Genomic DNA, 22,057 nt, shown 5'->3' with positions numbered 1-22,057 from the left:
CGGCTCAGCCCGGTCGGACGGTGAGGACCTGGCTGCTGGTGCCGACCGGGCCCGTGGCGTCGTGGAGGACGCTGCTCGTCACCCCGAGGCCCTGCGGCCCGAACGAGACGGTCGTGTCGAAGCCCAGCCAGTCGCCCGCCGGCGCCCGCAGCAGGTGGGCCGTCAGGTCGACGTTGGGGAACGCCACGCGCCGGGGGTCGACCCGCACCGTCATCCCGTTGCTGATGTCGAGCAGCCCCGCGGCGCGGGCGGTGGGGCTCACGGCCTCGTCGGCGACGACCGGAAGGGCGGTGCGCGCCCAGAACGAGGCCCGGCCGGGCTCGATCTGGCGCCGCCGCACGTCGACCGACGCGATGAACCCACCCGGCCAGACCGTGGTCGGGTCCCACGCCGGGACGTCCTCGGGCCCCGCGATCCGCGGCAGCGCGGACGCGGCGATCGTGCCGGTGGCGCGTGACTCGAGCAGCCAGGCGCGCAGCGTCACCGCGGCGCGACCGCCGGCGCTCATCGTCGCCTGCACCAGCTCGATGGTGCGCCCGGGACGCAGCACCTCGACGGACACGTCGACCTCGCCGAGCGGCATGGTGCCGAGGATGTCGGCGGAGATCCGTGCGGTGAGCAGCGCGTCGTTGCGGCGGGCGTCCCGGTCGACCTCGATCGCGTGGACCAGGAGACCGAGCGCGGGCGCGACGTGCTGGGCCGTGGTGTCCCAGGCCCCGCTCGTGTGCTCGGTGGCCCGGAACCGGCCGGCTCCCGTGCGTTCGAAGTAGGCGTCGCTCACCGTGGGTCCCCCTGGTCGTCGGCGGACCCGGCAGGGGCCACCCGGTGATCCTCCTCCCCACCGTCCGTCGGCGCCACCTCGACGAGCACGGCTCCCAACGCGACCTGCGCGCCGGTCGTCGCGCCGAGCGCGCCGACGGTGCCGGCGAACGGGGCGCGCAGCGCGATCTCCATCTTCATCGCCTCGAGCACGACGAGCACCTGGCCCTCCTCGACGACGTCGCCGGCGGCGCAGCGCACGTCGAGCACGGTGCCCGGCATGGGCGCCGTCAGCGCCCCGTCGCCCACCGGCGCGGCGCGGTCGCCGGGCGGCAGCGGCCGGGCGAGCACGTGGCGCTGACCGCGGTGCGCGACCTCGACCGCGTGGCGGCCGACGGCGACGGTCGCGGTGACCCGCTCGCCGTCGACCAGGAGCGACAGCTCGCGCACCTCGACGCCCCGCTCCGCGAGGAGGCGCACCTGCGCACGGGCGCCCCCGTCGGGCGTCACCCCCGTCTCGTCGACCACGACGCCGGTGCCGCCCAGCACCGTCCGCCACGGCGCACGGGTGCCCGCGGTGCGCCACCCGTCCGCCCGGAAGGCGCCGCGGCCCGCCCGGGCCCGCCCGGCGCGGGCGTCCGCCCACGCCGCCACCACGTGCGGCAGCACCGGGTCGGGCGCCGGCACCTCGGCGTGGTCGAGCCACGCGGTGTGGATGGTGGCGTCGCGGAACTCGTCGGAGGCCACCAGCGTGCGCAGGAACCCGGTGTTCGTCGTCAGCCCCAGCACGGCGGTGTCGTCGAGCGCGGCCAGCAGCGCCCGCCGGGCGGCCTCCCGGTCGGGCCCCTCGGCGACGACCTTGCCGAGCATGGGGTCGTACGCCGTCGTCACCTCCTGGCCGGACTCCAGGGCGTGGTCGACGCGCGCGCCGGTGGGCCACCGCACGTACGACGCGGTGCCCGCCTGCGGCAGGAAGCCGCCGTGGCTGTCCTCGGCGTACACCCGCGCCTCGACGGCGTGCCCGACGAGCACCAGGTCGTCCTGGCGCACCGGGAGCGGCTCGCCGGCCGCGACCCGCAGCTGCCACTCGACGAGGTCGACGCGTCCCGGGGCGCCCCCGGGGCCGGCGCCCCGGACCCGGCAGACGGCCTCGGTCACCGGGTGCTCGACCTGCAGGCGCGTGTTCATCTCGAGGAAGAAGAAGTCGCCGGAGTCGACGTCGAGGAGGAACTCGACGGTGCCCGCCCCGACGTACCCGACGTGCTCGGCGAGCCGCACCGCGGCACCCGTCAGCCGCTCGCGCAGGTCGGCGTCGACGGTCGGGCCGGGGGCCTCCTCGAGCACCTTCTGGTGGCGCCGCTGGGTCGAGCAGTCCCGCTCGAAGAGGTGGAGCACCGTGCCGTGGGTGTCCCCCACGACCTGCACCTCGACGTGGCGGCCGCGCTCGACGTACCGCTCCACGAGGATCGTGTCGTCCCCGAACGCGCTCAGCGCCTCGCGGCGCGCGGCAGCGACGGCCTCGTCGAGCTCGGCGGGCGTGCGGACGACCCGCATGCCCTTGCCGCCCCCGCCCGCGGCGGCCTTGACGAGCACGGGGCCGGACCAGTCCCCCTGGCCGCCCTGGCCGCCCGGGCCGCCCGCGTCGCCGCGCGGGACGACCGGCACGCCGGCGGCGACGGCGATCTCGCGGGCCGCGTCCTTGCGGCCCATCTGCTCCATCACGGCCGCGCTGGGCCCGACGAGGGTGACGCCCGCCGCCTCGAGTGCGGCGGCGAACGCGGCGCGCTCCGACAGGAACCCGTAGCCGGGGTGCACGGCGTCGGCCCCGGCGCCGACCGCGGCGGCGACGACCTCGTCGACGTCGAGGTAGGACGCCACGCGCACCGCCCGGTCGGCCGCGCGCACGTGGGGCGCGTCGGCGTCGAGGTCGGTGTGGAGCGCGACGGTGCGCAGGCCCATCCGGGTCGCGGTGCGCAGCACGCGCAGGGCGATCTCGCCGCGGTTGGCGACGAGGAGCGTGCGCAGGGGGCGCGCGGCGGGGGTCGGGGCGGTGATCGTGGTGGTGCTCGGGGTGGTCATGGCCTCACATCCGGAAGACGCCGTAGGCGGGCGGGGGCACCGGTGCGCCCGCGGCGGCCGCGAGGCCGAGCGCGAGCACGCGGCGGGTGTCGACGGGGTCGATGACGCCGTCGTCCCAGAGCCGGGCGGTGGAGTAGTACGGCGAGCCCTGCGCGTCGTACTGGGCCCGGATGGGCGCCCGGAACGCCTCCTCGTCCTCGGCCGACCACTCCTCGCCGCGGGCCTCGATCCCGTCGCGGCGCACCGTGGCGAGCACCGCGGCGGCCTGCTCGCCGCCCATGACGGAGATGCGGGCGTTGGGCCACATCCACAGGAAGCGGGGGTCGTAGGCGCGCCCGCACATGCCGTAGTTGCCGGCGCCGTAGGAGCCGCCGACCACCACGGTCAGCTTCGGCACCACGGAGCACGACACGGCGGTGACGAGCTTGGCGCCGTCGCGGGCGATGCCGGCGTTCTCGTACTCCCGCCCGACCATGAACCCCGAGATGTTCTGCAGGAACACCAGCGGGATGCCGCGGGCGTTGCACAGCTCGACGAAGTGGGCGCCCTTGAGCGCCGACTCGCTGAAGAGGATGCCGTTGTTCGCGACGATCCCGACCGGGTGGCCCTCGATGCTCGCGAAGGCGCACACGAGGGTCTCGCCGTAGAGCGCCTTGAACTCGTGGAACCGGCTGCCGTCGACGATGCGGCGGATCAGCTCCCGCACGTCGTACGGCGTGCGCGGGTCGGCGGGCACCACGTCGTACAGGCTCTCGGCGGGGAGGGTGGGCTCCTCGAAGTCGGGGTCGTACGGCGCGCCCCGCCCGCCGTCGAGCCCCGCGGCCCCGCCGCCCGGGACCGGGGTCGGCGGCAGCGTCGCGACGGCGTCGCGCAGGATCGCCAGCGCGTGGTCGTCGTCGTCGGCGAGGTGGTCGACGACGCCGGAGCGCCGGGCGTGCACCTCGCCGCCGCCGAGCTCCTCGGCGGTGACGACCTCGCCGGTCGCGGCCTTCACCAGGGGCGGGCCGCCGAGGAAGATCGTGCCCTGCTCGCGCACGATGACGGTCTCGTCGCTCATCGCCGGCACGTAGGCACCACCCGCGGTGCACGAGCCCATGACGGCCGCGAGCTGCGGGATCCCCTGCGCCGACATCTGCGCCTGGTTGAAGAAGATCCGCCCGAAGTGCTCCCGGTCGGGGAAGACCTCGTCCTGCATCGGCAGGAACGCGCCCCCGGAGTCGACGAGGTAGAGGCAGGGCAGGCGGTTCTGCAGCGCCACGGTCTGCGCGCGCAGGTGCTTCTTCACGGTGAGCGGGTAGTAGGTGCCGCCCTTGACGGTCGCGTCGTTCGCGACGACCACGACGGTGCGGCCGCTGACCCGGCCGACGCCCGCGACGACCCCGGCGGACGGGACCGTGTCGGGGCCACCGGGCTCCGCGCCGTACATGCCGGTCGCGGCGAGCGGCGCGATCTCCAGGAAGGGGCTGCCCGGGTCGAGCAGCCGCTCCACGCGGTCGCGCACCAGCAGCTTGCCGCGGTCGGTGTGCTTGCGGCGGGCGGCCTCGGAGCCGCCGGCCCGGCCCTCGGTGAGCGCCGCCATCCGCGCCCGCAGGTCGGCGGCGAGCTCGCGCAGGTCAGCCATCGGACGTCGTCCCCTCTCGTGTCGCCGTTCCCCGTTCGGCGAGGCGCAGCACGCGCCGGGCCTGGGCGTAGATCGGTCCGTCGACCATGCGGCCCCCGTGCGTGCCCACCCCGCCGGCGGCGTGGGCGGCCAGCAGGTCCTGCGCCCACGCGACGCGCTCGGCGTCGGGCGCGAACGCCGCGCGGATCACCGGCACCTGGCTCGGGTGGATCGCCACGCCGGCGTCGAAGCCCACCGCGACCGCGTCCTCGCAGGCGGCGCGCAGGCCGTCGGCGTCGGCGATGTCCATGTGCACGCCGTCGAGCGCGAGGCGCTCCGCGGCCTTCGCGGCGACGAGCACGCGGGAGCGGGCGTAGCGCACCACGTCGCGGTAGGACCCGTCCGCGCGGCGGCTGGCCGTGCCGCCGAGCCCGGCGACGAGGTCGTCGGCGCCCCACATCATCGCGACCACGCCGGGCACCTCGGCGAGCACGCCGGCGTGCTCGACGCCCCGCGGGGTCTCGACGAGGCAGAGCACGTCGTGGCCGGCGGCGACGACCTCGGCGACCTCGGCCGGGCGCTCCGCCTTGGGCAGCATCACGCGGCGCACGCCCGTCGCGGCGGTGAGGGCGAGGTCGGCGGCGAGGTGCGCCGTACCGGCCGCGTTGACGCGCACGACGGTGCGCTCGGCGTCGAGCACGCCGTCCGCCGCCAGCCGACGTACGGCGACCCGCGCCGCCTCCTTCGCCGGCTCGGCCACCGCGTCCTCGAGGTCGAGGATGACGACGTCGGAGCGCTCCAGCGCCTTGGCGTAGCGCTCCGGGCGGTCCGCGGGGCAGAACAGGAAGCCCGGGCCCGGCTCCCAGGCGCTCATGCGGTGCCGTCCGGGGCGGTGCGCACGAGGGTCTGGCGGGTGGCCGTGGCGACGACCTCACCGTCCTGGTTGCGCGCCGTGTGCTCGAGGGTGACGACGCCCTCGCCGGGACGGCTGCGCGACAACCGCTTGTCGACGACGAGCGTCTCGGCGTAGAGCGTGTCCCCGTGCCGCACGGGCGCCGGGAACGAGATCGCGGAGAACCCCAGGTTGGCCACGATCGTGCCCTGCGTCAGCTGCGCGACCGAGAGCCCGACGAGCGTGGACAGGGTGAACATCGAGTTCACGAGCCGCTCGTGGAACGGCCCCTGCTGCTCGCTGGCCGCCGCGTCGAGGTGGAGCGGCTGCGTGTTCATCGTCAGCGTCGTGAAGAGCACGTTGTCGGTCTCGGTGACGGTGCGTCCCGGGCGGTGCTCGTAGACGGTGCCGACCTCGAACTCGTCGAACCACAGGCCGCGCTGGGTGATGCGGCGGCGCTCGGCGCCTCCGCTGCGCGTGGGGTCGCTCGTGGGGTCGCTCATCGGCCCGCTCACTCGACCGGGAGACCGAGGCCGCGGGCGATGAGCATGCGCTGCACCTCGGAGGTGCCCTCGCCGATCTCCAGCACCTTGGCGTCGCGGTAGAACCGGGCGACGGGGTACTCCTCCATGAAGCCGTAGCCGCCGAACACCTGCGTCGCGATGCGCGTGGCGGTCACCGCCGCCTCGGTGGTCTGCAGCTTGGCGATCGACGCGGCGTGCTTGAACTGCTGGTACGGCGCGCCCGCGTCCTTGAGCGCCGCCGCCCGGTAGGTGAGCATCCGGCCCGCCTGCAGCATCACCTCGAGGTCGGCGATCTGGAACGCGACGCCCTGCTTGCGCCCGATCGGCCCGCCGAAGGTCTGGCGCTCGCCGGCGTACGCGACGCACAGGTCGAGGCAGGCCTGCATGCAGCCGACGCTCAGCGCCGAGATGGCGACGCGGCCGTCGTCGAGCGTGGCGAGGAACTGGGCGTAGCCGCGGCCGCGCTCGCCGAGCAGGTTCCCGGCCGGCACCCGGCAGTCCTCGAACGACAGCGGGTGGGTGTCCGAGGCGTGCCAGCCGAGCTTGTCGTAGGCCTTCTCGGCGGTGAAGCCGGGCGTGCCCGCGGGGATCATCAGCGTGCTGATCTCCGGGCGGCCGTCGGAGCGCGTGCCGGTGCGGGCCGTGATGTTGACGAGGCTCGTGATCGCCGAGCCCGAGTTGGTGATGAACTGCTTGGCCCCGTCGACGACCCACTCGTCGCCGTCGAGGCGGGCACGGGTGGCGGTCGCGCCGGCGTCCGACCCGGCGCCGGGCTCGGTGAGGCCGAAGCCCGCGAGCGTGCGCCCCGCGACGAGGTCCGGCAGCCACGTCTCCTTCTGCTCGGCCGTGCCGTAGGTGAGCACCGGGTTGATGCCGAGCCCGACACCGGCCTGCAGGGTGATGCCCATCGACTGGTCGACGCGACCGAGCTCCTCGATCGCCAGGCAGAGGGACGTGAACCCGCCGTCCGCGCCGGAGAGCCCGGCCCCGCCGTACTCCTCCGGGGCGGTCAGCCCGAACAGGCCGAGGTCGCCCATCTTGTGCACGACGTCGGTCGGGAAGTGGTGCTCGCGGTCCCAGCGCGCCGCGTGGGGCGCGATCTCGGCCTCGGCGAACTCCCGCACCGAGCGGCGGAACTCCTCGTGCTCCCGTGACAGCTCGAACATGACGTCCTCTCCGGGTGGGGTGGTGCGGCAGCCGGTTAATGCTCGCTAACCAGCGGGCGGTGGTGAGGTTATCGGTCGTTAACCCGTGGGGCAAGGGGCGGGCCGGTGGCGGAGCGGCGCTCGCCTCACTCCCCGCCGAGGCCGAGGAGGTCCGTGCTGCGCTCGCGCATCTCGACCTTGCGGACCTTGCCGGTGACGGTCATCGGGAACTCGTCGACGACGATCACGTGCCGCGGGACCTTGAAGTGGGCCAGGCGGCCCGCGCAGAAGGCGCGCACACCGGCCGCGTCGAGCGGCTCGGCCCCGGCGCGCATCCGCACCCAGGCGCAGAGCTCCTCGCCGTACCGCTCGTCGGGGACGCCGACCACCTGCACGTCCTCGACGTCCGGGTGGGCGTGGAGGAACTCCTCGACCTCGCGCGGGTAGATGTTCTCGCCGCCGCGGATGACCATGTCCTTGATGCGGCCGACGATGGTGCAGTAGCCGTCCTCGCGCATGACGGCGAGGTCGCCGGTGTGCATCCAGCCGTCGGCGTCGATCGCCTCGGCGGTCCTCTCGGGGTCGTCCCAGTAGCCGAGCATGACGCTGTAGCCGCGCGTGCAGTACTCCCCCGGCTCGCCCCGCTCGACCGTCTCCCCCGTCACCGGGTCGACGACCTTGACCTCGAGGTGGGGGTGGACCCGCCCGATGGTGGCGGTACGGCGCTCCGCGTCGTCGTCGGCCAGCGTCTGGCACGACACGGGCGAGGTCTCGGTCATGCCGTAGGCGATGGACACCTCGGCCATGTGCATCTCCTCGACGCAGCGCTTCATCACCTCCACCGGGCACGGCGAGCCGGCCATGATCCCGGTGCGCAGGCTGGTGAGGTCGGTGGTCGCGAAGTCGGGGTGGTTCTGCAGGGCGATGAACATCGTCGGCACGCCGTAGAGGGCGGTGCAGCGCTCCTCGGCCACCACGCGCAGCACGGTCGCGGGGTCGAAGGCCGGGCCCGGGACCACCATCGTCGCGCCGTGCGTGACGCACCCGAGGTTGGCCATCACCATCCCGAAGCAGTGGTAGAAGGGCACGGGGATGCAGAGCCGGTCGGCCGCGGTCAGGCGGATCGTCTCGGTGACGAGGTGGCCGTTGTTGAGGATGTTGCGGTGGCTGAGCGTGGCGCCCTTCGGCGAGCCGGTGGTGCCGCTCGTGTACTGGATGTTGATGGGGTCGTCCGGCGCCAGGCTCGCGGCCACCTGGGCCACGGCGTCGTCGGGCAGGTCCTCGCCGGCGGTGGCGAGGTCCGTCCAGTCGTCGGTGTCGAGGTGCACGACCTCGCGCAGCGCCGGGCACCGGTCGCGCACCTCGGCCAGCATCGCGCGGTAGTCGGCGCCCCGGAACCCGCTCGCGGCCACCACGAGCGAGACCCCGCTGCGGCGCAGGGCGTAGGCGAGCTCGTGGCTGCGGTAGGCCGGGTTGATCGTCACCAGCACCGCGCCCATCCGCGCCGTGGCGAGCTGGGTGATCGTCCACTCAGCGCAGTTGGGGGCCCAGATCCCCACGCGGTCCCCCGGCTGCACGTCGCGGGCCAGCAGCCCCCGGGCGACGCGCTCCACGTCGTCGGCCAGCTCCCGCCACGTCCACCGGCGCCCGCTCGCCACCTCCACGAGCGCCTCGCCGTCGGGGTGCGCGGCCACCGTGCGGGCGAACGCCTCGCCGATCGTCTCGTCGAGCAGCGGCGGCTCCGTCGGGCCGGAGTCGTAGGACAGCATGCGGGTCTCCTCGTCGTCGCGGACCCCGCCAGCCAACCCCCCTGTGACGCGCGACACAACCCTCCGGGGAGGGGTACGGCGCGCCCCACCCGCGTCGCGGTAGGAGCGGTAGTCGATGACTATCGCTGGTACCGCGACCCGCTCCGGTGGTCGAGGGGACCGGGGGCTCTACGCCTCGCGCCCGACGGGCAGGCGCGGGACGCCGCCGAGCCCGCGGCGGTAGCGCACGTGCGGCGCGAACGGTGACAGCACGTCGTACAGCGTGGCGTGCGCCGCCCACGCCAGCGGCTCGTCGTCGTGGCGCCAGGTCTCCCCGAACGCCACCCAGGCCGGCACCCACGCGGCCGCGAGGTCCCACGCCCCGCGCCGGGCCTCGACGAGGCGCCGGCGGATGACGTGCGCGGCCTGGCGGCCGTCGGCGTACACCCCCGCCGTGCTGACCGGCCACAGCCACAGGTCGCGGCCGGCGAGGTCCAGCTCGAGGTCGTGCAGGACCGTCGGGTCCACCAGGACCGTCAGCACGTTCTCGTGGGGCCGCCGCCGCATGACCCCACGCTAGCCCCGCGGGGCGTCGCGCGGGGAGCCCCGGGCGTACCACTCGAGGTGGCGGCGCGCCGCGGCCTCCCAGGTGTACGACGCGGCGAGCGCGCGGCCGGGCGCGGGGTCGCCGGGCCGGCGCAGGGCGGCGTCGAGCGCCCGGGTGAAGTCGTCGACGCCCGTCCCGAACCGCACGGTGTCGCCGAGCACCTCCCGCAGGACGGGGAGGTCGCGGGAGACGACGGGCACGCCCGCGGCCAGCGCCTCCATCGCGGCGAGCCCGAAGCCCTCCTTCACCGACGTGAACCCCAGCACCGCCGCCTCCGCGACCAGCGACGGCAGCGCCGGGTCGTCGACCGGCCCGAGCACGACGGGCTCGACGTCGAGCGCGGCGGCGCGGGCGTCGAACGCGGCCCGGTAGTCGCGGTAGTCGAACAGCGTCTCCCCGCCGCCCACCACCAGCTCGAGGTCGGCGTGGTCGGGCGAGGAGGCGCGCAGCCGCGCGAACGCCTCGAGCAGGTCGAGCGTGCCCTTGCGCGGCTCGATGCCGCCGAGCGCCAGCACGTAGCGCCCCAGCCGCCGCGCCCACGCGGCCCGGCCGGCGCGGTCGACGGCGCCCGCCGCGAACCGCGCCGCGTCGACGCCGTTGGGGATGACGACGGGCTCGCGTCCCCAGCCCGCGGCGACCTCCGCGGCCACCGACGCGGAGACGCAGGCCAGCGCCGACGGCTCGGCGACCGCCCGGTCGTGGCAGGCCACCAGCTCGGGGGTGGTGAAGGTGTCGAGGTGGTGGACGGTACGGCGGCACGCGACGCCCGCGCGCAGCACGGCGTTGGCGGAGATGCAGTCCTGGGCGTGGACGACGTCGTACTCGGCACCCCCAGCGCCCCCGGCACCCCCGGCGCCCCCGGCGGCCGCGCCGAACGCCTCCCCCAGCACCCGGATGGACCGCTCGATCCGCGCCCCCACGGGCTCCCCGTCGACGCCGGGGAACGGCACGGCCCGCACCCCGACGCGCGGGTCGACCGGGCGGAAGAACGTGGCGTCCCCGCCCCGGCCCAGCGTCCACACGTCGACGGCGTCGACGCCGTGGGCGGGCCCCAGCGCCACCAGCGCCTCGGCGAGCGCGAGGGTGTGGACGACGCCGCCCCGCGGCTTCGTGGAGTAGGTCAGCAGCGCGATCCTCACGGCGCCTCCCCCGCCCCCGCGCCGACCGCACCGCCGACCGCACCGCCGACCGCCGCGGCGTCGGCGGCCCGCAGGGGCCCGTACGCCGCGGGCCGGCGCTCGGCGAGGTGGTGCAGCAGCCGCCGGGCCCGGGCGACCTCGCGCTCGACGTCGACCTCGGCGACGGCGAGCCCGCCCTTCGACGACGTCCGGGCGAGCACGTCGCCGCCCGGCCCGACCACCTTGGCCTGGCCGAGGAACCGCAGGCCGCCCATCACGCCGGTCTGGTTGGCGGAGACCCACACGACCTGGTTCTCGGCGGCGCGGGCGGCGTCGTACAGGTCGAAGAGCCGCGACTGCCGGTCCTGGGGCAGCCGCGAGGCGCGGTCCGTCACGCTCGCGGGCCACGCCGACAGGCAGGCGAGGACGTTCGCGCCGTCCAGCGCCAGCGACCGCGCGGCCTCGGGGAACGTCTTGTCGTAGTCGATGAGCAGGCCGAGCCGCCCGACCGGGGTGTCGAACGCGCCGAAGCCGTCGCCCGCGGCGTAGACCAGCGACTCGCCCGCCGGCTGGTGGACCTTGCGGTGCCGCCCGAGCACCCCGTCGCCGCTGACGCAGAGGGCGGTGTTGTGCAGCCGCACCTGCGGCACTGCGTCCCCGCCGTCCCCGTCTGCTCCGGGGCCCACGCTCTCCTCGGCGTACCCGAAGCACACGACCATCTCGCGGGCCATCGCGACGATCCGCCGCACCTCGTACGACGTCTCCTCCAGCGCCGGGGGCAGCGCGAGCGGGTCGGGGTGCCGCAGGTCCGACAGGTAGCCGCCGAGCGTGGCGTCGGGCAGCACCAGCAGGCCCACCCCCGCCGCCCGCGCGTCGGCGACGATCCCCTCGACCTTCGCCAGCGCCCGTGGCACGTCGCGGCCGAAGTGGGCGGCGACGGCGCCGATGCGCAGCGGGGGCACCGCGGCCTAGCGGCCCGCGGGCACCGCGACGAGCGGTCCCGGGGAGGTACGGCGGGCCAGCTCGGCCGCCGGGAGCGTCTCCGTCGTGGGGCGCCCGGTGATGTGGCCGGCGACGTGCTCGGCGTCCGCGGCGATGCCGAGGAACCGCCCCGATCCCCACGTGTGCAGCCACGGCAGGCCGAGGAAGAACAGGCCGGGCACCGCGCTGACGCCGCGCACGTGGGTCGGGCGGCCGGTGCCGTCGAAGGCGCCGACGCGCACCCAGCGGTAGTCGGGCCGGTAGCCGATCGCCCACACCACCGTGCGGATGCCCGCAGCGGCGAGGTCGAGCGACGTCGGGTCCTCGTCGGGCACCCACACGGGCTCGTACGGCGGCTCCGCCGGCCCCGCGACCCGGGCGGCGGCGGGGTCGCGCGCGACGAACGCGTCGATGTCGCGGCAGATCGAGCGGTAGGTGTCGTCGGCGGCGTCGAGGGCCGCGGTGAGGGTCGGGCGGAACGTCAGCCGCGTGCCGCGGCCGTCCTCGAGCATCCCGTAGAGCCGCATGCCCTCGTGCGCGAACCGGCGCAGGTCGATGTCGCGGCCGCCGTCGCGCCCGGTCACGTAGTGGTTCGTCTTCTCCCGCGCGGCGACGCCGCCGGGGTACTGCGCGACCGCCGTGTCGTAGAGCCCCATCTCGGCCAGCCACGTCATGACGTCGCGGCCGCGGTGGAAGCGCGCCACCCGTGGCGCGTCGCCCAGCGCTAGGTGGACCCGGCGGCCGGCGAGGTGGAGGTCCTCCGCGATCTGGGCGCCCGACTGGCCCGAGCCGACGACGAGGACGTCGCCGTCGGGCAGGTCGGCGGCGCGCTCGTACTCCGCGGAGTGCAGCTGCGTGAGGGCCGGGTCGAGCGCCGCCGCCCAGGGCGGCACGACCGGGTGGTGGTAGCCGCCGGTGGCGACCACCACGTGGTCGGCCTCCCACCGCTCGGGGCCCTCCGGGCCCTCCGCGTCGACGACGAACCCACCGCCCTCCCGCTGGGTCAGGGCGACCGCCCGCGTGCGCTCGCGCAGCGGCGGGCCGAACGTGCCGGCGTACCCCGCGAGCCAGGCGACGACCTCGTCGCGCGTCATGAACCCGTCGGGGTCGGGCCCGTCGTAGGCGTACCCGGGCAGCCGGCAGTGCCAGTTCGGCGTGACGAGCGTGAAGTTCTCCCAGCGGGTGTCGGCCCACTCGTGGGCGGCGGTGGCGGCCTCGAGCACGACGTGGTCGACGCCGTCGCGGGTGAGGAACCAGCTGGTCGACAGGCCGGCCTGCCCGCCGCCGACGACGACGGTGCCGGTGCGGTGCGTGGTCGGGACGGTGGTCGGGGCGGCGGTCGGGGCGGTGGTCGGGGTGGGTGCGGGGCTGCTGCTCATCGGGGGGTCTCCTGCGGCAGGGGCGGGTGGAGCCGGAGCACCTCGACGCGGGCGTCGGGGGCGTGGGCGGCGACCAGGGCGTCGATGCGCTCCAGCGACGCGGCGGAGGCGCTGCAGGCGAACCCGTAGCGGGCCCGCACCCGGTCGCTGCCCTCGGCCAGGGCGGCGGCGGCCCGGTCGCGGAACTCGCGCACGGTGTACGACGCCCCCGCGTCGAGGTGGTCGTGCACCACCAGCGAGGGCGACCAGCAGTCGGTGACGGCACCGTCGGGCCAGCGGACGGTGAAGGTCAGCTCAGGCACGGACGGGCTCCGCGACGGCGAGCGGCAGGCCGCGCGCGAGGTCCCCGGGGTAGGTCTCCGGGCGGCGGTCCCGCAGGTGGAACATGGCCCGGCGCGCGGTCTCCAGCGCGCCGGCCACGTCGACGTGCGCCACGGCCAGGCCCGCGTCGAGCCCGGTCGTCGCCAGCACGTCGCCGCCCGGGCCGACGACCTTCGCGTTCGCCACGAACCGCAGGGAGCCGAAGGTGCCGTGCTGGTTCGAGGCCACCCAGACCACCTGGTTCTCCAGGGCGCGGGCCGCGTCGAAGAGGTTGAACCGCCGGGTCCAGCGGTCCTCGGCCAGCGAGGCGCCGCTCGCGGTGCGCGAGCCCGGCCACGCGGAGATGCAGGCGATCACCTCGGCGCCGTCGACGGCCAGGGCGCGCGCCGCCTCGGGGAACGCCTTGTCGTAGCAGATCAGCGCCCCGACGCGCCCCGCCGGCGTGTCCACCGCGCCGTACGCGTCGCCGGCCGCGTAGAAGAGGCTCTCGCCCAGCGGCTGGTGCACCTTGCGGTGCGCGCCGAGCACGCCGTCGCCGCTGACGATCGCGGCGGTGTTGTAGCGCTCGGCGCCGTCGGACTCGCACAGGCCGACGACGAGCGTCATCTCCCGGGCGATGGCCGCGACGCGGCGCAGCTCGGGCCCCGCGAGGTCCATGACCGGGGGCAGGTCGTCGGGCTGCTCGTCGTGGGAGCCGTCGCGGCCGCGGCCCAGCACGGACAGGTAGCCGCCGAGGCAGGCCTCGGGCAGCGCCAGCAGGGTGACGCCCTGCGCGCGGGCCCGGTCGACGAGGGCGGCGACCTGGGCCAGGTTCTCCTCGACGTCGCGGCCGAAGCCGGCGCAGGCGGCGGCGACGCCGGTGGTCGAGGGGGTGCTCGGGGAGGCGGCAGGGATGCTCATGCGGGTCCCATTCCTGTGACGGTGTGGCGGACGGCTTCGGTGACGACCCCGTCGGGCCAGCGCAGGCCGACCCCCGTGCCGGGGGTGAGCGCGCCGCAGACGGCGGTGTCGACGTGGTCGGGCAGGGCCCCGACGCCCGGGGCGGGCGCCCGCTCGGCGCTCACCACCGCGAAGCCGGGGAAGCAGGTGAGCCAGTCGCCGGGGGCGGCCCCCGCCGGGGCGGGTACGGCGGACACGTCGAGCACGGCGCGGCAGCCGCTGGCCTCGACGAGCATCCCGGTGGTGCCGACGAGGCCGGTCATGGAGACGTCCTTGGCGGCGGTCGGCGCGAGCGCCGGGACGACGCGGGCCTGGGCGCGCAGCTCGGCGGGCGTGCGGTGCGAGGTGGAGTCCCACTGCGCCCCGGTGTAGCCGGGTCGCCAGCCGCCGCCGAGGTCCGCGGTGACGCGCAGCGCGTCGCCCGGCCGTCCCCCGCCGCCGGGCACGGGGCGGGGCAGGGCGGGATCGGTGCGGCCCAGGGCGGTGACGGAGAGCGCGCCGGGCACCCCGAGCTGGGTGTGGCCGCCGAGCACGGGGACGCCCCACGCCGCGGCCGCCTCCCCGAGGCCGCGCAGCACGCGGCGGGCGAAGGAGGCGTCGCGGGCGCCGACGGCGTCGAGGAGCCCGACGGGCGCCGCGCCCATCGCGGCGAGGTCGTTGACGTTGACGAGGACGGCGCACCACCCGGCCCACTCGGGGTCGCGCTCGACCATCGACGGCAGGATCGCGTCGCAGGCGGCGACGAGGTCGCTGCCGGGCACGGGGGCGCCGTCGTCGCCGACGTACCCGGCGGGCACGCCCGTGGCGAGCTCGCCGAGCAGCCCGCCGAGGGCGGCCTTGGTGGCGTCGGCGAGCCGCTGGACCCGGTCGACGGGCCAGTCCATGACGACGTGCGGCACGCCGTGGGCGTCCACCGCGGCGCGGGTGCGCCAGCCGAGGCGGCGGAAGAGCCGCTCGTTGCCGGCCTGCACGACGGCGTCGAAGCGCAGGGCCCCGGCGGCCTCGGCCCGGGCGCAGGCGGCGCGCACGAGGGCGGGCCCGACGCCCCCGGCGCGGCGGGCCGCGGGCGCCACGACGAGCCGGCTGCCGCGCCACCACCCGAGGTCGCGGGTCGGCGGGACCCCGTCGCGGCCCGGGGCCGGGTGCAGCCGCACCCCGCCCACCACGGTGCCGTCCGCGGCCCGGGCCAGGAGCACCACGGTGCGGGGGTCGTCGTCGACGAGGTCGGCGTCGTCGCGGGCGAAGAGGTGCTGCTCGGCGACGAACACCTCGCGCCGCAACCGGCGGTACGCCGCGTGGTCGGCCGGCCCGTCGGCCTCGGCCAGCACCCACGACGGGGCCCCGGACGGACCGGTGGGCGCGGCGGGGGGCGCGGGCCGGCGTACCCCCGTGAGGACGGGCAGGTCGAGCGTCACCTCAGGCCCCCTCGCAGGCCAGGGCGGAGCAGGCGCCGCAGGCGGCGCAGCCGGCCGACTGGGCTGCCCCCGCCATGCCCGCGCGGCGCAGGGCGGCGGCGACGCGGGTCGTCACGGAGCCGACGACGCGCGGGTCGGGGGCGCCGACGCCGTCGACGTCGGTGGCGAGCGTGCCGGCGAGCGGGCGGAACGGCACGACGAAGGGGTAGACGCCCATCGCGATGAGCTCCTCGGCCCCCGCGACGAGCTCGTCGGGGTCCTCGCCGAGGCCGACGAGCAGGTACGTCGAGACCTCGTTCCAGCCGAAGACGCGGACGGCCTCGGCCCAGGCGGCGCGGTACTCGGCCATCGGCACCGATCCCTTGCCCGGCATCCAGCGCCGGCGGACCTCGTCGTCGAGGGACTCGACGTGGATGCCGATGGAGCGGGCGCCCGCGTCGTGCAGCTCCTGGATCGTGGCCAGGTCGCCGGGCGGCTCGCACTGCACCTGGATCGGCAGGTCCGGCAGCACCGCCCGCACGGCGCGCACGCAGCGGGCGAGGTGGGTGGCGCCGCGGTCGCGGCCGTTGGAGGTGCCCGTGGTCATGACGACCTGGGTGATGCCGTCGAGCTCGTGGGCGGCGAGGGCCACCTCGGCGATCTGGGCGGGGGTCTTGACCGCGACGGTGGCGCCGGCGCGCAGCGACTCCTCGATGGCGCAGAAGCGGCAGCGCTCGGGCTCGTCGTAGCGCACGCAGGTCTGCACGACGGTGGTGGCGAGCACGTTCGCGGAGTGCAGCCGGGCGATCTTGTCGTAACCGACGCCGTCGGCGGTGGTGAGGTCGTAGAACCGGGGGCGGCGCACGGCCTCGACGCCCATGCCGGTGTCGGCGCCGTCGAGCAGCAGCTTGCCGCCGCGCACCGAGTAGGGGCTGCGGGGGTTGAGGGGGATGGCCGCACCGACCCCGTCGAGGAGGACGTGCCCGTCGTCGCTCGGGCCGGCGCCGGCGCGGCGCGAGACCGGGGCGTCGAGCAGCCGGATGCCCTGGATGGCGACGTCCACCCGGGTGGAGGAGGGGGTCGGTGCGGTCATCGTCCGCGCCTCAGAGGTTGTAGACCGAGTTGATGATGGCGCCCTTGTTGGCGAAGTGGATGACGCAGTCCTGCACGTCGAGCGGGTGGCAGGGGATGACGCCCGCGATGAGGTCCTCCTCGCGCTGCCCGTGCAGGGCCATGCCGAAGCGGCAGCAGAAGACGGTGCCGCCCTCGGCGATGAACGTCTTGATGGAGTCGTTCATGTTCTGGTTGCCGGGGAAGGCGACGTCGCCGGTGGTCGGGAACCCCCGGGTGTCGGCGCAGGCCAGCGCGCCGGGCCCGTAGAAGTAGAGGACCGACTCGAAGCCCTTGCGCAGGGCCCGGGTGGCCTGGAGGACGGCGACGAAGCTGACCGAGCTCTCGTGCGGGATGCCGTGGACGAGCGTGAGGTAGCTCTGGCCCTCGCTCGCCTGGTAGTCCGGGAAGATCTTCGTCGAGCCGTACAGGTTGGTCCCCTTCGCCTGCGAGGGGTGCGGGATCTCCGCGACGGACTTCTCGATGTTGGCCATGATCTCGTCGTCGAACGTGGGCATCGTCTGCTCCTGTGGTCGGTGCTGCGGTGGGTACGGCGGGTGGGTGCGGCGGGTGGGTCAGGCGGGTGGGTCAGGCGCCGTACAGCGCCTCGAAGTTGCCCCGGAAGAGCGCGGCGGTGAGCTCGGGGTCGTCGGTGGCGGCGGCCAGGCGGGCGTGCTCGCCGGCGTGGTCGCCCCAGGGGGTGTCGGTGGCGAAGAGGACACGGTCGTGGCCGGTCCCGCGGCGCTCGATCTCCCGGCAGAGCCACTGCGGCGCGAAGCCGATGGCCCACGAGGTGTCGGTGTAGACCTGCTTGCCGGCCTCGATCCAGTCGAAGAGGCGGCCGCCGATGAGCTTCATGTGCCCGCTCATGCCGCCGCCCAGGTGGACGAGGTGGATCTTGGTGGCGTCGCCGTACCGCTCGACGAGCTCGCCGACGCGGTCGACGTCGGAGGCGGCGCCGGGCGAGGTGTGCACGTGGACGACGAGGTCGAGCTCGGCGGCGGTGGTGAAGATCCGGTCGAGCTGCTCGCGGCAGTCGGGGTCGTCGACGTCGCCGCCCAGCAGGAAGCTGGTCTTGAGGGCGGCCACGCCGTCCTCGCGGGCCAGCGCGAGGGCGCCGTCGTTGCGGGCGGCGTCGGAGGCCTTGGGCGAGACCCACAGCCCGCACCGCACGCGGTCGTCGGCCTGGGCCGCCTCGAGGGCGAGGTGGTTGAGCCGGAACGACACGTCGGGGTCGGGCACGCCGTAGTTGGGCAGCACGAGCGCACGCTCGGTGCGCTCCGCGTCGAGGTCGCGCACCAGCTCGGCGAGCGTCTCGCGGGCGGTGACGTCGGGGGAGATCGCCGGGCCCCCGTAGAAGGGGTACGCCGGCAACCGGCCGATGTGCCGGTGCGCGTCGTGGGCGGTGGACGTCATGCGGAGCAGTCCACGCCCGGGGTGTTTCGGTCTGGTTGCGCCTGGAACACGGTGCACGACCCGGTGCGTAAGTTCCCCGTTACCGCGGGTACCGGGGTCGACCATCCCCCGCGCGGCTGCCGTGCGGCCCTCCCCCGCCGGACCCTCCCGACCGGCCCCACCGGACGGAGTCGACCGCGTGGCCGAACCCCGGCTCCTGCCCGTCCGCCTGCCGTCGCGGCCCGTCGGTGTCGCGATCGTCCTGCACGGCGGCGGCTCCCGCCCCGGCAGCCCGATGGTGAGCCCGACCCAGCTGTCGGTGCTGCGGATGAGGCCGATCGCGCTGCGGGTGGCATGGAAGGCGAAGGAGGTCGCCGTCTACCGCCTGCTCAACTCCCACCGCGGGTGGGACCCGTCGACGACGCCCGTGCACGACGCGCGGTGGGCGATGGACGTGACCCGCGACCGGTGGGGCGACCTCCCGGTCGCGCTCGTGGGGCACTCCCTCGGCGGTCGCGCCGCGCTGCTGGCCGGGGCCGCCCCGGACGTGCGGTGCGTCGTCGCGCTCAACCCCTGGGTGCTGCCCAGCGACTCCGCCGACCTCCGGGGTCGGCGCGTCCTGGTGGTCCACGGCTCGGCCGACCGGATCGCGCCGATCGAGCGGGCGCGCACCGTGGCGGACCGCCTCGCCCGCACCACCGACGTCACCTTCGAGGTGGTCGAGGGCGCCCAGCACGCGATGCTGCGCCAGGGCCCCCGGTTCGAGAGGCGGGCGGCGGAGTTCGTGGCCGAGACGCTGGGCGCGGGGCGCGCCGCCCGCTGACCGGGCGGTGGGCCCGGGTCAGCGGGCCGGGTCAGCGGGCCGGGTCAGCGGCCCGGGTGAGCGGGTCCGGTCAGGAGCGGCCGAGCCGCTTGACCCGCTGCACGCGGTCGTGGGCGATCGCGGCGCGGGCGGCGTTGCTGCCGGGGGCGCCGTGGACGCCGCCGCCGGGGTGCGCGGACGCCGAGCCCAGGTAGAGCCCACGGATCGGCGTCTCCGCCCGACCCCAGCCGGTGACCGGCCGGAAGAAGAGCTGCTGGTGGAGCTGCGCCGTACCCCCGTTGATGGAGCCGCCCATCAGGTTGGCGTCCTGGGCCTCCATCTCGTGGGGCCCGATCACGCGCCGGGCGCGCACGCGGTCGCCGAAGCCGGGGGCGAGCCGCTCGAAGCGCGCCTGCACCCGGTCGGCGAAGCGCTCGCACTCGCTGCGGTCCCAGCGGCCGGTGAGGCCCTCGCCGCCGGCGTCGTCCCGCACCTCCTGCGGCACGTGCGTGTAGGCCCACAGCGACTCCGTGCCGGCGGGCGAGCGCGACGGGTCGGCGGTCGTCATCTGGCCCACGAGGAGGAACGGGTCGGCCGGGACCGAGCCGTTGCTCACCATGTGGAGCGCGTCGGCCATCTGGTCGACGGAGTCGGCGACGTGGACGGTGCCGGGCGCGTGCTCGGGCTGGACGGCCCAGGGCACGGGACCGTCGAGCGCCCAGTCCACCTTCACGGTGCCGGGGTCGAGCGAGAAGCCCTCGAGCCGGCGGCGGAAGCGGTCGGGCAGGTGGTGGGCGGCGACGAGCCCGCCGTAGAGCTTGGGGGCGACGACGTCGGCGACGACGGCGCGGCGGGCGCCGAAGTGCTCCCCCGCGGCCAGCACGCCGGTGGCGCGGCCGTCGCGCACGTCGACGGCCGTCACCTCGGCGCCGCAGCGCACCTCGCCGCCGCGGGCGACGAGACGACGCTCGAGCGCGGCGGCCAGCTCACCGGCGCCGCCGGCCGGGACGGGGAAGCCCACGGTCTGGGCCAGCATCGACATGAGGACGCCCATGAGACCCGAGCCGGGCGCGTCGAGCGGGATGTCGGCGTGGCCGGCGTTGCCCGCGAGCAGCAGGCGCGGCCCGGGGCCGCCGAACAGCTCGCGGCCGATGTCGGCGGCGGGGCTGAGGAGCATCCGGACGAGGTCGAGCCCGCCGGCGCGTCGCAGCTTCGTCAGGGCGCGCAGCCCGGAGCGCACGGGCGGGAACGGGGCGAGGAGCGCGTGCACGACCTCGTCGCCGATGTGGTCCCAGGTGGCGCACAGGTCGAGCCACGCCTGACCGTCGCCGGGGTGGAGCCGCTCGAGCCCGGCGGCCGTCACGTCCCGGTCGCGGTGCAGGATCGCCCACCCGCCGGGGGTGGCGTGGCCCAGCACGGCCGGGGGGTGCAGCCACTGCAGGCCGTGCTCCTCGAGCCGGAAGTCGCGCAGCGTCGGCGAGGCGGCGGCCAGCGGGTAGAACGCGCTGAACGTGTCGTGCACGAACTCGGGGTCGACCCCGCGGTCGCTGGCGACGGCGCCGCCGACCTTCGGCTGGGCCTCGAGCACGAGCACCGACCAGCCGGCGTCGACGAGCAGGTTGGCGGCGACGAGGCCGTTGGGCCCGGCGCCGATGACGACGGCGTCGTACGTGCTGCTCACGAGCCGCGCACCGCGCGCTTGATCTCGCGGACCACCGCCGTCAGACCGCTGCCGTGCCCGCCGCTGAGGTCGTGCCCGTCCGGCACCGGGTCCAGGACGCTGCCGGGCCCGGGCGCCGCCGGCTTGCGCTCGGCGGCGATGACCCGGAAGGCCGGCGTGACGATCGCGTCGTACACCTTCGGCGCGGCAGTGAAGCCGAGGCGCAGCAGGTGGTTGGCGGTGCTCAGCTGCGACGCGTGGCGCCGGCCCTGGAGGGCGGCGACCACCTGGCGGGCGGTCTTCTCCGCCGACGCGACCGGGAACGGCGGACGACCCCGGACGCCCGTCGTCGCCGCGTTCGCGTAGATGGGGGTGTCGACGCCACCGGGGGCGACGTACTCGACGCGCACGCCCGGCAGGTCACGGTTCTCGATCTGCAGCTCGCGGGCGAGGGCGCGCACGCCCCACTTGCTCACGACGTACGGCGTCATCGTGGGCGTCGCGACGTGGCCCAGGACGGAGCCCACGAACAGCAGGGTGCCGCGCTCCTGGCGCCGCAGCACCGGCAGCGTGTGGCGGGCGAGGGAGATCGAGCCGAGGAGGTTCGTGCGGAGCACGCCGTCGACCACGTCGGTCGGCTGCTCCTCGAGACGGCCGTAGGAGGCGACGCCGGCGCAGCTGACGACGGCGTCGAGGCGGCCGTCGCGACCCTGGGCGGTCTCGACGAGGCGGGCGACCGCCTCGTCGTCACCGACGTCGGTGACGACGGCGATCGCGGAGGCGGCCCCGAGGCGCACGCAGGACTCGACCGCGCGGTCGAGCGCGGCGCGGTCGCGGGCGGCGAGCACGAGGTGGTGCCCGGCGGCGGCCAGCTCGTGCGCGACCCCGAGGCCGATGCCGCTGGAGGCACCGGTGATGAGGACGACGGAGCCCGGGGCGAGGTCGGCGCTCACGCGCGCCCCTCGGCGAGCAGGGCGAGGCGGCGCAGCGCCTCGACGTTGCGGACGGCGATGCCGGCGCCGCGCAGCGGCTTCGGCACGAGGGTGCCCGGACCCTTCACGGCGTCCTCCTCGAGGACCAGGCGGGTGCCGGTGCCCTCGGGGCGCAGCGTGATGGTGATGCCGGCCTCGCCCATCGGCCAGCCGCGCGCCCGCAGACGGATGCGGGTCCCGGGCTCGACCTCCTGCACCACGGTCGCGTCGTCGATGAGGAACGGCCAGGCACCGAAGGAGTGGTGGATGCGGGTGCCGACGGCCGGCCAGCCGTCGTCGACACCGCGGATGCGGGAGGCCCCCACGACCCACAACGGGTAGAGCCAGCCGTCGGCCAGCACCTCCCAGACCTGCTCGGGCGTGGCGGTCGTGACGCGTTCGTTGCGTGCCATGCGAGCCCGGTACCCCGTCGCCCTCCCCTCCACCCGGGACGTGACGCGGTCGGCGGGTCGCGGTCGGCGGGGAGGGGGTGGGGACGCGTGCTGCGCATCAAGCCCCACTCCGCGCTACTCGGGGTGCCGGGACGGGTGGGCGCGGGCGCCTGCGGCGCGCTCTACCGGGGCCGGTCCGGGGCTTGGGGCTGAGCATCCGGACTGCCGCGATCCGAGGTCC

21 protein-coding genes are annotated in these 22,057 nt (G+C 76.1%); 1 reads left to right on the top strand and 20 read right to left on the bottom strand.

The window, feature by feature from the left end:
- Window positions 1-4: 4 nt before the first annotated feature.
- From ACOACO_RS16015 to ACOACO_RS15935, 17 genes are all read right to left on the bottom strand, one after another.
- On the bottom strand, window positions 5-781 hold the full coding sequence (locus ACOACO_RS16015; RefSeq protein WP_420297292.1) for a thioesterase family protein: 777 nt from the start codon (window positions 779-781) through the stop codon (window positions 5-7).
- Window positions 778-2,838: a biotin carboxylase N-terminal domain-containing protein gene (locus ACOACO_RS16010; RefSeq protein ID WP_420297291.1), complete on the bottom strand. Its 2,061-nt coding sequence runs from the start codon at window positions 2,836-2,838 to the stop codon at window positions 778-780. Before ACOACO_RS16010 ends, ACOACO_RS16015 begins: the two co-directional genes overlap by 4 nt.
- Window positions 2,839-2,842: 4 nt before the next feature.
- Window positions 2,843-4,459: a carboxyl transferase domain-containing protein gene (locus ACOACO_RS16005; protein WP_420297290.1), complete on the bottom strand. Its 1,617-nt coding sequence runs from the start codon at window positions 4,457-4,459 to the stop codon at window positions 2,843-2,845.
- Window positions 4,452-5,312 carry an HpcH/HpaI aldolase/citrate lyase family protein gene (locus ACOACO_RS16000; protein ID WP_420297289.1) on the bottom strand — a complete coding sequence of 287 codons (861 nt, stop codon included), beginning with the start codon at window positions 5,310-5,312 and terminating at the stop codon, window positions 4,452-4,454. The genes ACOACO_RS16005 and ACOACO_RS16000 overlap by 8 nt, the downstream gene beginning before the upstream one ends.
- A complete protein-coding gene (locus tag ACOACO_RS15995) occupies window positions 5,309-5,833 on the bottom strand; it encodes a MaoC family dehydratase (protein ID WP_420297288.1) in 525 nt (174 codons plus the stop codon). The genes ACOACO_RS16000 and ACOACO_RS15995 overlap by 4 nt, the downstream gene beginning before the upstream one ends.
- Before the next feature lie 8 nt (window positions 5,834-5,841).
- The gene (locus tag ACOACO_RS15990; protein WP_420297287.1) at window positions 5,842-7,020 is read right to left on the bottom strand and encodes an acyl-CoA dehydrogenase family protein; all 1,179 of its coding nucleotides are present in this window, start codon (window positions 7,018-7,020) and stop codon (window positions 5,842-5,844) included.
- 125 nt (window positions 7,021-7,145) lie between these two features.
- Entirely contained in the window at window positions 7,146-8,768 is a 1,623-nt protein-coding gene (locus ACOACO_RS15985; RefSeq protein ID WP_420297286.1) for an AMP-binding protein, read from the bottom strand.
- 168 nt (window positions 8,769-8,936) lie between these two features.
- Window positions 8,937-9,314: a hypothetical protein gene (locus ACOACO_RS15980; protein WP_420297285.1), complete on the bottom strand. Its 378-nt coding sequence runs from the start codon at window positions 9,312-9,314 to the stop codon at window positions 8,937-8,939.
- Between the two features lie 9 nt (window positions 9,315-9,323).
- Window positions 9,324-10,493, bottom strand: a complete 1,170-nt coding sequence (locus ACOACO_RS15975) for an MSMEG_0565 family glycosyltransferase (RefSeq protein ID WP_420297284.1) — start codon at window positions 10,491-10,493, stop codon at window positions 9,324-9,326.
- Window positions 10,490-11,434: a carbon-nitrogen hydrolase family protein gene (locus ACOACO_RS15970; RefSeq protein WP_420297283.1), complete on the bottom strand. Its 945-nt coding sequence runs from the start codon at window positions 11,432-11,434 to the stop codon at window positions 10,490-10,492. The genes ACOACO_RS15975 and ACOACO_RS15970 overlap by 4 nt, the downstream gene beginning before the upstream one ends.
- A 6-nt stretch (window positions 11,435-11,440) precedes the next feature.
- Window positions 11,441-12,832, bottom strand: coding sequence for an MSMEG_0569 family flavin-dependent oxidoreductase (locus ACOACO_RS15965; RefSeq protein ID WP_420297282.1), 1,392 nt, complete (start codon window positions 12,830-12,832; stop codon window positions 11,441-11,443).
- The gene (locus ACOACO_RS15960) at window positions 12,829-13,134 is read right to left on the bottom strand and encodes an MSMEG_0570 family nitrogen starvation response protein (RefSeq protein WP_420297281.1); all 306 of its coding nucleotides are present in this window, start codon (window positions 13,132-13,134) and stop codon (window positions 12,829-12,831) included. Before ACOACO_RS15960 ends, ACOACO_RS15965 begins: the two co-directional genes overlap by 4 nt.
- Window positions 13,127-14,053: a carbon-nitrogen hydrolase family protein gene (locus ACOACO_RS15955; protein WP_420297280.1), complete on the bottom strand. Its 927-nt coding sequence runs from the start codon at window positions 14,051-14,053 to the stop codon at window positions 13,127-13,129. The genes ACOACO_RS15960 and ACOACO_RS15955 overlap by 8 nt, the downstream gene beginning before the upstream one ends.
- A complete protein-coding gene (locus ACOACO_RS15950; protein WP_420297279.1) occupies window positions 14,050-15,507 on the bottom strand; it encodes an MSMEG_0567/sll0787 family protein in 1,458 nt (485 codons plus the stop codon). The genes ACOACO_RS15955 and ACOACO_RS15950 overlap by 4 nt, the downstream gene beginning before the upstream one ends.
- Before the next feature lies 1 nt (window position 15,508).
- Window positions 15,509-16,579: an MSMEG_0568 family radical SAM protein gene (locus tag ACOACO_RS15945; RefSeq protein WP_420297278.1), complete on the bottom strand. Its 1,071-nt coding sequence runs from the start codon at window positions 16,577-16,579 to the stop codon at window positions 15,509-15,511.
- Between the two features lie 10 nt (window positions 16,580-16,589).
- On the bottom strand, window positions 16,590-17,114 hold the full coding sequence (locus ACOACO_RS15940; protein ID WP_277501157.1) for an MSMEG_0572/Sll0783 family nitrogen starvation response protein: 525 nt from the start codon (window positions 17,112-17,114) through the stop codon (window positions 16,590-16,592).
- A 70-nt stretch (window positions 17,115-17,184) separates the two neighbouring features.
- Window positions 17,185-18,012: an amidohydrolase family protein gene (locus tag ACOACO_RS15935; protein ID WP_420297277.1), complete on the bottom strand. Its 828-nt coding sequence runs from the start codon at window positions 18,010-18,012 to the stop codon at window positions 17,185-17,187.
- 178 nt (window positions 18,013-18,190) lie between these two features.
- Here ACOACO_RS15935 and ACOACO_RS15930 point away from each other — a divergent pair, with 178 nt between their 5' ends.
- On the top strand, window positions 18,191-18,814 hold the full coding sequence (locus tag ACOACO_RS15930; protein ID WP_420297276.1) for an alpha/beta hydrolase: 624 nt from the start codon (window positions 18,191-18,193) through the stop codon (window positions 18,812-18,814).
- Between the two features lie 70 nt (window positions 18,815-18,884).
- On the opposite strand, the gene ACOACO_RS15925 is transcribed toward ACOACO_RS15930, so the two are convergent.
- The 3 genes from ACOACO_RS15925 to ACOACO_RS15915 are packed head-to-tail and all read right to left on the bottom strand — an operon-like array spanning window position 18,885 to window position 21,837.
- Entirely contained in the window at window positions 18,885-20,474 is a 1,590-nt protein-coding gene (locus ACOACO_RS15925) for a phytoene desaturase family protein (RefSeq protein WP_420297275.1), read from the bottom strand.
- Complete coding sequence (locus ACOACO_RS15920; RefSeq protein WP_420297274.1) at window positions 20,471-21,406, bottom strand: SDR family NAD(P)-dependent oxidoreductase; 936 nt, start codon at window positions 21,404-21,406, stop codon at window positions 20,471-20,473. Before ACOACO_RS15920 ends, ACOACO_RS15925 begins: the two co-directional genes overlap by 4 nt.
- Window positions 21,403-21,837 carry an SRPBCC family protein gene (locus ACOACO_RS15915; protein ID WP_420297273.1) on the bottom strand — a complete coding sequence of 145 codons (435 nt, stop codon included), beginning with the start codon at window positions 21,835-21,837 and terminating at the stop codon, window positions 21,403-21,405. The genes ACOACO_RS15920 and ACOACO_RS15915 overlap by 4 nt, the downstream gene beginning before the upstream one ends.
- Window positions 21,838-22,057: the final 220 nt, after the last annotated feature.

This window comes from Nocardioides sp. CPCC 205120 (assembly GCF_048654585.1).
Lineage (GTDB): Bacteria > Actinomycetota > Actinomycetes > Propionibacteriales > Nocardioidaceae > Nocardioides.
This window is presented reverse-complemented; position numbering and strand designations above follow the sequence as displayed.